The sequence below is a fragment of the Rhizobium herbae genome, from assembly GCF_019511375.1.
Lineage (GTDB): Bacteria > Pseudomonadota > Alphaproteobacteria > Rhizobiales > Rhizobiaceae > Pararhizobium > Pararhizobium herbae_A.
Genome location: NZ_JAEUAO010000001.1, coordinates 804,504 through 817,326, shown reverse-complemented (window position 1 = coordinate 817,326; position 12,823 = coordinate 804,504). Strand labels below are relative to the sequence as shown.

The following is a 12,823-nucleotide window of genomic DNA, read 5'->3' as shown; positions in this document are numbered from 1 at the left end:
GCCATGTTACCCGGCAGCGTCGAAGATTGAAAGGTGTGGAGAGCACGTTTGGAGCGCGGTCCAAGCCCTTCGGATCGCGAGAATTCGGTCCTCATTTTAGCGAATGGTTAATTTGTGTTTGCCATGTTCTAAGCGCGTGGAGGGGTGCCTGACCCCTTGCCGACATGACGTCGCCGGTTTGCTTCAGCCCGTTTCCCGCATCATCGCTCCCTTTTCCTGCGCGCGCGACGCTCGCTGCCGCCTCACGAACTGGATACTGTATGACGTCTGCAAAACTCGACCGTAAACTTTCCGTCAGCCAGCGACTCGGCACTCTGGGGTTGGCTGCCTTCATCGGCTTTGGCTCGATGCTGGCTGTTGGCTGGTATCAGAATTCGCATGTCAGCCAAGCGCTCGACAACGCCATCATCGCGCAGGATGCCATCAAGAACGCCGGGACCATGCGGCTTGCCAGCGTCGAGCTGACCTTGGTGGCGATGGATACGATCGTCGATCGCGAAGAGCGCCAGGTCGCGCCGGAACGGCTGAAGGCGATTGCTGATTTTACCTCAGTGCTGGAGGCCGGGAAGCCGGCCGCAATAGAACTGGCCGCATCACTCGGTAAGCCGGAGATCATGGCGTCATTCGAGGCCGATCTCGCCGAGATCACCAAGGCCATTGGGGTCGATCTGAAGAAAATGGTGGAAGAGGGCGCTCCCGCGGATGCCTACGTTGCGATAGACGATACGATTGATGGCGCCGGCGAGCGCATGGCCGTGTCGCTTGGAAAACTTTATGAAGAGGCTGGCCTGGCGCTGGCTGCGCGCGTCGCCGATGCAACGGAGCGCTCGCACGAATCCCTCCTGTTCCAGGTCGTCGTTGGGCTCTTTGCCATGGGGTCGCTGCTGGGCATGCTCTATTTCCACGGCAACGTGCTTCGCCGGGGGGTTTTTGTCGTGCGCGACAGCATGCTGCGCATCCTGGAAGGCGACTATGAAACTGCAGTAGAGGCGGTCAATCGCAGCGACGAGATCGGTGAAATGGCCCGTTCCGTCGAGATGTTTAGGGCAGCTGCCGTCGAAAAGCGCGATCTTGAACTCTCGGCTGCTGCCAGCCGCAGCGAAAATGAAGCCGAGCGCGCGGCGGGTGAAGCAGCTCGTGCGGAAGAGGCCCGGCAGGTGCAGGCCGCGGTTGCCGCGCTTGGGCAGGGTCTGAACCGCCTCTCCGAAGGCAATCTGACGGCAACGATCGACCAGCCGTTCCGCGGAGATCTCGAAACTCTGCGCCTCGATTTCAATCACACGGTCGAAAAGCTGCAGAGCGTGCTTGCCAGCGTCCGCGAAAACAGCAGCTCGATCCAGTCAAACAGCCAGCAGATGCGCGGCGCCGCCGACGATCTCGCCAAGCGAACCGAGCAACAGGCAGCCTCCCTCGAAGAAACCTCGGCAGCGCTCGACCAGATCACCGTCACGGTGCGCACCGCCACCCAGCGCGCCGAGGAGGCGAGCCAGATGGTCGGCGAGACGCGTACCAATGCGGAGGAATCGGGGCGTATCGTTCGCGAGGCGGTCGAAGCCATGGCCCGGATCGAAAACGCATCGTCTGAAATCGGCAAGATCATCAACGTCATCGACGAGATAGCCTTCCAGACCAACCTGCTTGCGCTGAATGCCGGTGTCGAGGCTGCCCGTGCCGGCGAAGCGGGCAAGGGGTTTGCCGTGGTGGCTCAGGAAGTGCGCGAGCTCGCCCAGCGGGCAGCGGGTGCTGCCAAGGATATCAAGGTTCTGGTCGGGCGCTCCAGCGCTGAAGTCGGAACAGGCGTACGCCTGGTGCAGGAAACCGGCGAGGCGCTCGGCCGTATCGGTACGGATGTGGTGCGCATCAACGAGCACATGACCTCGATCGTCATGGCCGCCCGCGAGCAGTCGACAGGTCTTCAGGAAATCAATACCGCCATCGGCCAACTGGACCAGATGACCCAGCAGAATGCGGCGATGGTCGAGCAGACCAATGCCGCCAGCCATACGCTGGCACAGGATGCCGAAGGCCTGACCGCACTGATCGGACAGTTCAAGCTCGGTGGCGGCGTGTCCGCCCCGCAAATCCGTCAACCGGTTCGCGTCGCCACATCGGCCACGGCGCGGCCCGCGCCATCTCCCGCCAAGGCCTTGATGGGCAAGCTGGCGGGCGCCTTTAACAGCCCTGCGTCGTCCGTGCTGAAGGCATCGGGGTCCGCTGAAAACTGGGAAGAGTTCTGATCATGTCAAACGCAATCAAGCAGTCCGGTGCCTATCTCGAAATCGTTTCGTTTCACTTGGGCGATCAGGAGTTCTGCATCGACATCATGGCGATCCGCGAAATTCGCGGCTGGGCGCCGGTGACGCCGATGCCGCATACGCCGCCCTATGTGCTCGGCCTCATCAACCTGCGCGGCGCTGTCATCCCGGTCATCGACATGGCCTGCCGCCTCGGCATGAAGATGACCGAGCCGTCGGAGCGCTCGGCAATCATCGTCACCGATATCGCCGGCAAGCTGGTTGGGCTTCTGGTCGAGCAGGTCTCCGACATGATGACCATCAAGAGCGAGGACCTGCAGCCGGCGCCGGAGATCATTCCGGAGGCACAGCGCGCCTTCTGCCGCGGTATCGTCGCACTGGAAAAGACCATGGTCTGCTTCCTCAACCTCGACACGGTCATTGCCGACGAACTGGCGCAGGCGGCCTGAGCTGTCATTGCCGAGAAGGCAGGCACCGCGCGGGAAACCGCGCGGTGTTTTGCTGCGTTCGTGGTAGATTGATCATCGGCAGAAGCAGCTGGTTTTTCCCGACACTCCGTCTATTGTGCGATGCGAAATACGGGCGCCTTTCTCTGCCCGAACCTGTTGTTGCAATGTAGGAGACTGCCGTGAAATGCCTTCTGCTCGTCGATATCCAGAATGGCTTTTGCTCGGGGGGCAACCTTGCCGTCCCGCATGGCGAAGATGTGGTGCCGGTCGCCAACCGGCTGATCGCCGAGGGCAGGTATGATCTCGTCGTCGCCTCGCAGGACTGGCACCCGGCCGATCACGGCAGCTTTGCCTCGCAGCACCCCGGCAAGAAGCCTTTCGAGATGGGCACGCTGAGCGGCAAGCCGCAGATGCTGTGGCCGGATCATTGCGTCCAGGGCACTCGAGATGCTCAATTCCACCCCGGCCTGAACTTCGCGGGCATCGACCACATCCAGCGCAAGGGCGAAAACCGCGAGGTCGACAGTTACTCTGCCTTTCGCGACAATGATCACGCCGCGCTGACCGGGCTCTCCGGCTACCTCGCGCGGGCGCGCGTCGGCACGCTCGATATCTGCGGCCTGGCCACCGATTATTGCGTCAAGGCGACTGCGCTTGACGCCAAGGCGATGATGCCCGGCGTTGACGTCCGGTTCATCGCCGATGCAAGCCGCGGCATCGATCCCGCCGGCGTGCAGGCCGCAATTGCCGAAATGGCAGCTGCAGGCGTGCGCATCATGACGTCCAGGGATGTCCTCGCAGAGCGATGACGCGGTCTACTTCGGTGCGCCGTTCTTCCATGTCACCGGCTGTCCGAAAAGCGGTATGGTCGAGATCGACATCTTGGCGGAACCGTCGGTCAATTCGCGCGAATGGGCGAGATAGATCAGTGTATTGTTTTTCTTGTCGTAGATGCGGTTGACGACGAGTTTCTTCCAGATCAGCGACAGCCCTTCGCGAAACACTTCCTCGCCCTCCTGGCCGAGATCGATATCGCCGATCGTCACCGGTCCGGTCTGGCGGCAGGCGATCGAGTTGTTGGAGGGGTCCTCGAACCAATTGCCCTTTCTCAGACGGTCGATGACGCTGCGGTCGAAATACGTGACATGGCAGGTGACGCCGGCGACCTTCGGATCGGTGACCGCATCGATCAGGATATCGTTGCCGAGCCAGTCGACGCCGACCTCGCCGACGGTTTCGGCTTGCGCGGGCAGGGATGCGATACTTGCCGCGATAAGCGCGCAGGCGGTGAGAAGACGAAGGAGCATCGGCATCGAATGTTCTCCAGAGACGGTATCCCTGACATAGTATGGCCGCTTGACAATGCAAGCCGCATGGCGGGTCTCAGCCAACGTTCGACAGGGGCTGTGCCGAGGTAACCGCCATGGCCGCCGCCCGCATCTGCGCGGCGGCACCGGCCAGCGCCCGGGCGCTGGCTGCGGAAGCCGCTTCCAGGCTGTTGGCAATACTCAACCGGTCGCGTCCCGTCGCCTTGGCTTCGTAGAGCGCGAGATCCGCCTGCATCATCAGATCGGCCAATGCGCCGCCAGGCTCGGCGATGGCAATGCCGATGCTGACCGTCAGCGGTATCGCGCTGCCTTTGCCGTTGCTGGCTGGTGTTGTTCTGACCGCTGAACAGATCGCCTCGGCGAGGGCGACCGCTTCCGGGCGGCCGACTCCGGTCAGCACGATGCCGAATTCTTCGCCGCCCAAACGGCCCAGAAAGCCACGGCCGGCAAGTGTCTGATTGACAATTCTGGTGAAGTGTCCAAGCGCCGCGTCGCCGCCGGCGTGACCGTGCTGATCGTTGATCTGCTTGAACCTGTCGAGGTCGAGCAGCATGAATGCGGTCCGGCGGCCAAAACCGGCGGCGGCGTTGGACATTCGCTCGCATTCGGCCATGAAGGCCCGCCGCGACAGGGCGCCCGTCAGTTCGTCATGGGCGATCAAATGACGGAGATTGGCAATCACCCAACCGTGCAGCAGCAGGACGACGCCGAGCAGGAACAGCGGAATCATCAGGTGTCCGGCAGCCACGAGCGCCGTTGACCATATCTGCGGTTCGATGGCGCTGCCCAGATCGGCGGCTACGCCAATGACCCGAATGGCGTGCAGGGCGGCCAGTGCGAGGGCGGACAACCAGCAGAACAGCACATAAGGGGCGATCGCTTTTTGCCCCGACCAATGGCGCAGGATCGTGACACCGGTGAGAAGATAGACCAGCCCTGCCAAAGCGGCACTGAAAGCGAAAGACGGTTCCGTATTTTCGAACAGATGATTGAGGACGCCGAGGACAATCATCGTGCAGGCAAGGGTTGCGACAAGCAGCGGCAATCCGAGCGGCCTGCGCCCGAGGAATTCGCGAAAGCCGTTCAAGGCGGCCAGAGACGCAGCGACCATCAGCGTCGATCCGACCACCGCGTTGAACCAGGGTGGCGTCGCCGTCGATGCAAGGCTGGCGCCGGCGCAAAGCGTCGAGAAAACGCAGGCGAGGATGAAACTGCCAACGCCCGGCGCGCCGCTCTTGCGCAGCAACAGCAGCACGGGAAACATTATCGCAAGGGAAATGACGGCGATGGCGGAAAGAAAACTCATGGGGCGAATTCCTGCCGGGCGGCGCTTAAAAGGTTTGGTCCGTTTGCGCGGATAAGCCTGAACTCGTAGTCATGGCACTTTAATTTTTTCGGCCGAAATTCGCTGCAATTTTATCCAAGCCGGTTACTTCCCCTCAATTTCCACCGCTCTTCACACATTCAGGGAGGATTGTCGCTGGCTACCGCAGATCTAGGCGTCGCAACCACCCCGAATGCGCTTCATCGGCGAGGGGCCGACCTGCCATCGTGAAGCCTGCCACAACTTTTTGCACGCAGTGGAAACTGCGGACTGCGCTCTATCAAATCGTATCGGAACACAGGCCAAGCATGCAGTCCTGGCCGAGAAAGAACCCGCCCACCGCTTCGCGTCCATAATATCGCCAAAAATTGAGGTTTGAGACCAGGCGCAGATGCAGCCTCTCGAATCTTGGGTTCCGTGCTGCTGTCGATGCATACCGCATGTCCGCTGGACCATGATGTCGTGGGCGGGGAGGGCGTAGCCTTCTTCGCCTTTTTATATGCCGCAACTGCTGCCCGTCTTCCCGCCTCTCCCTCCTCGTTCGTTCGAGGGCCAGCGTAAAGGAATTGGTTACCATACTTTGTCATTCTTCTGATCGATCGGCATGCCCGGGAAAGCGCAGAGTTTGGCGCCCCTCAAGCATTGGACCGACCTCCTCGGCAATGCGTTCCGTTGCCTTCGGATTGTGTAATGCGTTTTGGGTAACGAGTATCATGGCGTTTGCGGTCGAAAAGTTCAGTCATGTCGCCTCATCCGGCAAACCGGCAGACCGCGCGAAAAAAGCGTATTCTCTCGTTTCCGGAGCGACCTTTATCGGTGTTGGTGTTGCCGCGGCGGTCTGGATGATTGCGACCTTCGCGGCCATGCAAAGCATGGGACCGTCGCTGCCGTCGGATAAAAGTCCGCGCCTGGAAGCGTCTCTGGGGCTCAATGCGATCGTTCGCGCTGCCCCGCAGCAGCAGCGCCTGGTGCGGCTTGCCAAATTCTCGCGCCTCACAGTCCTGCCGCGTGTCCATCTGGCCTCCAGGATTGCCCCGCAAAAGAGCATTGCTGCCATTGCCCTGGCGAAGCCCCCTGTCGACTTTATCGAAAAGACACAGGTTCTGGCGCTGGCGAAGGCGGCTGCGGCGAAGGGCGACGACGTGATCACCGGCTCGACGCCCATGGTGGCCAATGCGCTTGTTGAAAACGTCTCGCTCAGGGAAGGCCTGGGCAAGCCCTTCAGTCTGGTGATGCAGGAACCGGCCTCGTCGCTGAATGGCATGCTCCCGGATCTGGGCCCGCTGCCGCTCTCCAAGCCGAGAAACCTTGCCGACAGCGCCCGCAAACCTGCCGACGGTACCAAGCCGGCGGCCAGGGAGCTTGCCTACGCCAAGCCGGGTCTTCCCATGGACGATGGGGACGAGGTTCGCCCGACCTTCCGCGGCCGCAAGGGTGTCGCCTATTACGATATCTCGGCCGGCGTTGTTTACATGCCGAACGGCGAGAAACTCGAGGCGCATTCCGGCATCGGCAAGATGCGCGACAATCCCGCCTACGTCCATGTCAAGATGAAGGGTCCGACGCCGCCCGGCACCTACAGGGTGACGATGCGCGAGGCGCTGTTCCACGGCGTCGAGGCCGTGCGTCTGACGCCCGTCAACGGGGTTGCGCCGCATGGCCGGGTCGGCCTGCTCGCCCACAGCTACCTCCTGCGCAACCGGGGCGACTCGCACGGCTGCGTCGCCTTCGAGGAATATCCGCGCTTCCTCAAGGCCTTCAAACGCGGCGAGATCACGCATATGGTTATCGTCAACAGCATGAAGGGCGGCTTCTCCGCACCGAAGAAGACGCTCGCCTCGCTGTTTTCGAAGGGCGCCTAGACACTGCCTGCGGCCGCATCGATGTCTGCCGGCGCGCGAGACATATAAATTACGATATGCTAATGTTCCTCCCTCTCGAGGAGGGGGGAGATGTTTGCTCCAGATCGGGTTGCGCTCGCCGCATTCAGTGTTCTGCTCGCCACCGCAACGCCCTCCGTTGCCGCGCAATCGATCGGCAAGGCCGTCCACATCAAGACGGCGGTGACGGGTGCGAGCGGCGAGCTTGCGGTCGACGATCCGGTCTATCAGGACGAACGGATTCGCACGTCCAAATCCGGGCTCGGCCAGTTTGTCTTCCGGGACGGCACCAAGCTCGCCGTCGGCTGGGGATCGTCCGTGGTCATCGACAAATTCGTCTACGATGGCTCGCGGTCGGTGAAGAAGCTCACCGTCAAGGCAGCCAAGGGCACGTTTCGCTGGATCAGCGGCAATTCCAAGCATGCGGCCTATGAGATATTGACGCCAGCCGGAACGATCGGCGTTCGCGGCACCGCCTTTGATTTCTACATCGGTGCCGACGGCACGACGGCGGTCGTTCTCTTGGGCGGGGCCGCCAGTTTTTGCGGCCCGGGCGGCTGCAGGGAACTGACGCGGCGCTGCGACTGCGTGGTTGCCAAGCCCAACGGAAGCCTGACCGATACCAGCAAGGTCGATCGCGGCATCTTCGAGACGCTCGGCGATACCAGGGCGCTGCCGTTTCTCTCGGGCAATCAAAGGCTTTCGGGGATCGGCGGCGGCGGTTGCGGCCTTGCGAGCCTTGCGGTGCCGCAGGACAAGCCGCCACCCAGGGCAAAACGCGCTGCTCCCGTCAAGCCGATCGTCGAACCCGACGACGACCCGCCGGACGACAAGCCCGACAAGCCTCGCGATCACGACGAGCCTGACAAACCCGACTATGAGAAGCCGGACAAGCCCGATTACGAGAAGCCGGACAAGCCGCGAGACCGCGACAAGGGCCACCGGCATCATGACCGCGACGGCCACAGCGTCGACGACGGCAGCCAGCATCACGGGGATCATGACGACGGCTATCATCGCGGCCGCGACAAGGACGGCAAGGGGGGCGATCGCCGCGGCCAGGACAAGGACCGCGGCAACAAAGGCCGGAACGGGAAGTGACGGGCGGGGCGTCCTTGCGGATCTGCCGTCGACGACGCTGCCATCTTGCCGAGACGGGCTGACGCTGCCGACGGCGGTACCCATGGGCGGCTAATGCAGCGTCTTGCCGCCCGGAAGGACGCGCGGCGGTGCGGCGGGACGTTGGAGAAAGTGGTCTGCCCTGCGCGCGATGCGGCGATAGAACTCCGCGAGATCCGCCGACGATCCCCCGCTATGGCTTTTTGCTTCGCGCAGGATTTCGCGAGCGGCCGGCGATTGTGCCGCCAGCGCGTCGATCAACCGCCCGTGGACATGCTTCAGCGCGGCGAATTCGGCCGACGCGGCGAAACGTTCGTCGCCGACGACGGCGAAGGTGCGGGTCCGCGTGCTCTTGCCCTTGAGGGCGAGCGCGCCTGCCTCGAGCAGTGCATATCGCGGCGCCAGCTTCGCCGTGCTTTCCGAGACGAGGATATCGAAACAGACATCCTTGCAGGCAGCCTCGATGCGGGCTGCGACATTGACCGTGTCGCCGACCGCCGAATAGTTGAAATGGGTTTCCGCTCCCATGTTGCCGACGCAGGCAAGGCCGGTATGGATGCCGATGCCGATGCCGACCCTCTGGCCGTTGCCAAAGCCGAAGGCGTCCTCCGCATTGAGGCGGGCGAGCGTCTCGCGCATGGCCAATGCGGCGTGTACGGCCTTGGCCGCATGGTCGCCGACATCGACGGGCGCGTTCCAGAAGGCCATGATCGAATCGCCGATGAACTTGTCGAGGGTGCCTTCATTGGCGATGATGTGGCCGCTGAGGGCGTCGAGAAACGTGTTGAGGAATGTGACCACGGCCGTCGGCGCCAGCCGTTCGCTGATCTCGGTGAAGTTGCGGATATCGACGAACATCACCGTCAGTTCGCGGTCGTCGCCGCCGAGACGCAGCGCGCCCTGCGTGTGCTCGATGCGATAAAGCAGCGAGGGGGAGAGGTAGTGGCCAAAGGCCAGCCGGACCTCGCGGCGTTCCCGGTCGATCACCAGGAAGCGGAACGCGGTGGCCGCGAAATGGGTGATCGAGCCGCTGACGATCGGTGCCAGCGGATCGAGGAGCAGGCCACCGTAGAGGAAGGCGAGCCAGGAGGCAGCCAGGGCAAGCGCCGTGACCAGCAGGCCGCAGACCAGCGCGACTGCCGGGCTGACGAAGGTGGTCAGGAGGACGAGCAGGATGCCGGCCACGGCAATCGACAGGATTTCGAGGCCATCGGCCCAGTCCGGCCGCGAGAGAAAGCGCCCGGAGAGGATCTGCTCGACGATCTGCGCCTGGAGCGAGACACCGGGTACGTTCTGCCCGAGCGCGGTCGTGCGAATGTCCTGCAGGCCCGCGGCCGAGGTGCCGACGAAGACGATGCTGCCTTCCACTGCCGCACGTGTTTCAGGCGACACGCCTTTGTCGGCCAGTATCTGACGCGCCGAAACATACCTGTCGGCCCTGTCGGGGGTGAGATAGAGCCAGAGCGCGCCTGCGGCGGTCACCGGCACGACGAAATCGCCGATCCTGATCAGGGTGATGGTGTCTGGAATATCCGGGGCATTGGCCAGCACGTAGGTCGAGGCGCCGAGCGCCACGCGCAGCGCCTCGATGGCAAGGTTCGGATAGAGCTGCCGCCCGTCGCTCAGCAACAGCGGCACGGTGCGCACCACTGCTGACGGATCGCCGGGATTGAGGCTGATATGGCCGATGCCGGCGGCACTGGCCTCAAGCTGCGGCCGCATCGGCGTCGCGCCGGTGATGCGGGGCGGCGCATGAAAGGGCGGTTCGCCCGTGAAGGCAAAGCCGGCCTTGACCTCGGGCCGGGCGCTGCCATCGTTGGAGAGCGCAAAGCCGAGCACGACCGGCTTTTCGGCAATCGAGCGGGCGAAGATCTCGTCATTGTCCGGCAGCCGCGCAACGATTGCGGGATCCACGCCGACGACATCGCGCATGACCGCACGTGGCGACAGGCGATCGGGCTCGGAGAAGAGGATGTCGAAGGCGATCGCCGCTGCACCCATTTCCGAGAGCCGGTCCACCAGCCTGGCCATGCGATCCCTCGGCCATGGCCACTGGCCGAATTCCTTCAGCGACGCTTCGTCTATGTCGATCACCCGCACCGGCAGGTCCTGGAATGCCCGCGGCGCAACGCGCTGATACTCGTCGAATGCCACTTCGCGGGCCTGCCGCATCAGCTGCGGATCACTCGCCCGCAGGATCGTCAGGATCGCTACGATCACCAGACCGACAATGACGCCAACTTGCTGTGCGCGTGTCATGACTACGCCATCCGCCCCTCAGGTGCCGGAGCCTACCATAACCGGCAGCAATCGGGAAAATAAGGGATCAGTCGCCAGTTCCGCAGGTGCTGGAGTGTTACCTGATGCTGGGCGACTCCTGGGCGTCGTTGCCGCGGAAATCGATGACTACCGGCGCTTCCAGTCAGAACATCTGAGCCGCATAAAGGGCATGCAGAACGTCAAAACCCATGTTCCGAGCCAGGTGGTCAAGCAGACGTCGGATTTGCCTCGTTAGGTTCACATTCAAAGCATTGGGCTGGACGGGAGGGTCGCCGTCGCAATAGGGGCGCCCACGAGCAACTTTGACAGGGCATCGACGGTCGGGACAGTTCCGCGGCTCAGGATGCTTCTTGGACCTCGACCTCGACCGCGGCTCGGGGCAGGCCGGCCGCACATGCGCGCTCGATCAGTTCGGCAATGATCGCCTTATCCTCAAACAGCTCCTGTGTTCCGATATAATCCGCTGATAGCTAAGGGTCGAGCGCCAGTGCTTGACGTGCCAACCTGCGCGCCCGCTCGATGTCGCCCGCTGCAACTTGCGCTGCCATCTGATACATCAGTGTCCGGCGGGTCTGGAACGGCAGGGCACCCGCCACTGCGCACATATCCTTGTGCCGTTCCAGCGCATACAGGGCCGCGACCCGCTCCTCGGTAATCCACACAGGCAGGAATGGATCGAGCGCCTCGGCGCGATCGAGCAAGTCCAGCGCGCGCGAAGGATTGCCTGCAAACGTATAGAACGCAGCGCAGCGGCCGATGATATAGGCTTCGTTGGGTGCCAGATCGAGGGCGCGCTCGTGATGATGGCGCGATGTCACGAAATCGCCGCCCATCATCTTGAGTGCGCCCATGACGCGGTGGGACTCCGGGTCCGTCGGGTCGAGTTCAAGCGCCTGCGCGACGCGCAACTCGCCGATACTCCGGTCGAAGCTGGGCAGTGAACTCCAGGCGCAGACATGCATGGTGACCGGCCGCGCGAAGGTCGCGTCGGCCTCCATCGACTTCTCGAACCACCGCATCGCCTCGTCGATGTGGTGGTCGGCAACGCCGATGAGCCGGTGATGATCGAGCCCGATCAGGTAATATTCGTAGGCGGACATGTTCTCGGGCCGTTTCAGGCGGGCGGCGACGATCTCGGCCTGCTCTATACGTCCTGCGACGGTCGCGGCCACGCGTGCAGTGATCTCGTCGATCACGTCAAGGATCTCGTCGAACGGGCGCTGGACCCGATCGGACCAGACGACATGTCCATACTCGGTTTCGACGAGGGCTATGTTCAGCCGCACGACCGGTCCGAGTTTGCGCACCGAACCGATGACGACATAATGGACGCCGAGCGCCTTGCCGACCTCGACGGGATCGCGCGTCGCGAGCGCGGTCGAGGCGGAGCGCGAACTGACGAAAAGGCTCTTCAGCCGGCCAAGCTCCAGCGTCAGGTCGTCTGTCAGCCCTTCGGCAAGGAAGAGCTGGTCCTGGTCCGCCGCTGAGGAGGTCGAAAAGGGAATGACTGCGACGGAGTTCGGTTTGCTGACGGCGAGCGTCGCATTGCGGGTCGGCGCCGTCAGGTAGCGATGCCGGTCCGTGGTCTGCCCCACCCGGTAGACCAGCATCGGCTCGGATATGCCCTTCAAATTACGTTCGCCAATCTCTTCGAATTTGCACGGCGCTATTCGGCGAACGTGATCGTAGACAGCTCTTGAAACATCGATGGCGCCCGCTTCGGCCGTCGACTGCAGCCGCGCTGCGACATTGACGCCATCGCCCCGCAGATCATTGCCGAAAACGGCGACGTCGGCGAGGTGAAGCCCGAAGCGAATGTCGAAAGCCGTGGCGCCGGGCACGGCCGCAATGGCGTTTCGCGCTTCCATGGATGCCCGCAGCGCATTGACCGGACTGGAGAACTCGGCAAGCACGGCATCGCCGGCGGTACTGAAGACCCGGCCTTCATAGCGCGCCACCATGTCTTCCACCGCCTGCAGGCACGAAGCGACGCGCGTCAGCGCCGTTTCCTCATCGGTTTCCATCGCCGGCGTGGAACCGACGACATCCGCCACCATGATCGTCGCCAGCTTCCGCTGCACGTTGCCTGCTCCCTTGGTTTGCTTTCGGCTAATATGCCATATCGGGAAGGAATAGGCACTGAGGGAGGTGGTGTTGCGACCCGATAGATCCTCGGGTCAAGCCCGAG

The 12,823-nt window shown here is 62.9% G+C and carries 9 protein-coding genes and 1 pseudogene; 6 read left to right on the top strand and 4 right to left on the bottom strand.

Annotation, left to right across the window (positions count from 1 at the left end):
* Positions 1-260: 260 nt before the first annotated feature.
* The 3 genes from JNB71_RS04050 (at position 261) to pncA (ending at position 3,513) form a co-directional block, all read left to right on the top strand.
* Complete coding sequence (locus tag JNB71_RS04050; RefSeq protein WP_220370529.1) at positions 261-2,237, top strand: methyl-accepting chemotaxis protein; 1,977 nt, start codon at positions 261-263, stop codon at positions 2,235-2,237.
* A 2-nt stretch (positions 2,238-2,239) separates the two neighbouring features.
* Entirely contained in the window at positions 2,240-2,704 is a 465-nt protein-coding gene (locus JNB71_RS04045; protein WP_018326507.1) for a chemotaxis protein CheW, read from the top strand.
* Positions 2,705-2,883: 179 nt separating this feature from the next.
* Positions 2,884-3,513, top strand: a complete 630-nt coding sequence (pncA, locus tag JNB71_RS04040; protein ID WP_220370528.1) for a bifunctional nicotinamidase/pyrazinamidase — start codon at positions 2,884-2,886, stop codon at positions 3,511-3,513.
* Between the two features lie 6 nt (positions 3,514-3,519).
* Here the strand turns inward: pncA and JNB71_RS04035 are convergent, their stop codons facing one another.
* Positions 3,520-4,011 (bottom strand): CreA family protein, encoded by a 492-nt coding sequence (locus JNB71_RS04035; RefSeq protein WP_431028313.1) that lies wholly within the window; start codon positions 4,009-4,011, stop codon positions 3,520-3,522.
* Positions 4,012-4,087: 76 nt separating this feature from the next.
* A complete protein-coding gene (locus JNB71_RS04030; RefSeq protein ID WP_220370526.1) occupies positions 4,088-5,338 on the bottom strand; it encodes a GGDEF domain-containing protein in 1,251 nt (416 codons plus the stop codon).
* 731 nt (positions 5,339-6,069) lie between these two features.
* Here JNB71_RS04030 and JNB71_RS04025 point away from each other — a divergent pair.
* Both JNB71_RS04025 and JNB71_RS04020 read left to right on the top strand, forming a co-directional pair.
* Positions 6,070-7,218 carry a DUF2778 domain-containing protein gene (locus JNB71_RS04025; RefSeq protein WP_223215743.1) on the top strand — a complete coding sequence of 383 codons (1,149 nt, stop codon included), beginning with the start codon at positions 6,070-6,072 and terminating at the stop codon, positions 7,216-7,218.
* 90 nt (positions 7,219-7,308) lie between these two features.
* A complete protein-coding gene (locus JNB71_RS04020; protein WP_220370524.1) occupies positions 7,309-8,337 on the top strand; it encodes a FecR family protein in 1,029 nt (342 codons plus the stop codon).
* Between the two features lie 90 nt (positions 8,338-8,427).
* Here the strand turns inward: JNB71_RS04020 and JNB71_RS04015 are convergent, their stop codons facing one another.
* Complete coding sequence (locus JNB71_RS04015) at positions 8,428-10,614, bottom strand: CHASE2 domain-containing protein (protein WP_220370523.1); 2,187 nt, start codon at positions 10,612-10,614, stop codon at positions 8,428-8,430.
* 77 nt (positions 10,615-10,691) lie between these two features.
* Here JNB71_RS04015 and JNB71_RS04010 point away from each other — a divergent pair.
* Positions 10,692-10,870 (top strand): annotated as a pseudogene (locus JNB71_RS04010) (Lrp/AsnC ligand binding domain-containing protein); the annotation flags it as partial.
* A gap of 235 nt (positions 10,871-11,105) precedes the next feature.
* Here the strand turns inward: JNB71_RS04010 and JNB71_RS04005 are convergent.
* A complete protein-coding gene (locus tag JNB71_RS04005) occupies positions 11,106-12,716 on the bottom strand; it encodes an adenylate/guanylate cyclase domain-containing protein (RefSeq protein ID WP_346657236.1) in 1,611 nt (536 codons plus the stop codon).
* Positions 12,717-12,823: the final 107 nt, after the last annotated feature.

What these genes read in the sequence shown, in the direction of transcription:
- JNB71_RS04050 (WP_220370529.1), top strand. Translation starts at nt 261, where the DNA reads ATGACGTCTGCAAAACTCGACCGTAAACTTTCCGTCAGCCAGCGACTC.
- JNB71_RS04045 (WP_018326507.1), top strand. Translation starts at nt 2,240, where the DNA reads ATGTCAAACGCAATCAAGCAGTCCGGTGCCTATCTCGAAATCGTTTCG.
- JNB71_RS04035 (WP_431028313.1), bottom strand. Translation starts at nt 4,011, where the DNA reads ATGCTCCTTCGTCTTCTCACCGCCTGCGCGCTTATCGCGGCAAGTATC.
- JNB71_RS04030 (WP_220370526.1), bottom strand. Translation starts at nt 5,338, where the DNA reads ATGAGTTTTCTTTCCGCCATCGCCGTCATTTCCCTTGCGATAATGTTT.
- JNB71_RS04025 (WP_223215743.1), top strand. Translation starts at nt 6,070, where the DNA reads ATGGCGTTTGCGGTCGAAAAGTTCAGTCATGTCGCCTCATCCGGCAAA.
- JNB71_RS04020 (WP_220370524.1), top strand. Translation starts at nt 7,309, where the DNA reads ATGTTTGCTCCAGATCGGGTTGCGCTCGCCGCATTCAGTGTTCTGCTC.
- JNB71_RS04015 (WP_220370523.1), bottom strand. Translation starts at nt 10,614, where the DNA reads ATGACACGCGCACAGCAAGTTGGCGTCATTGTCGGTCTGGTGATCGTA.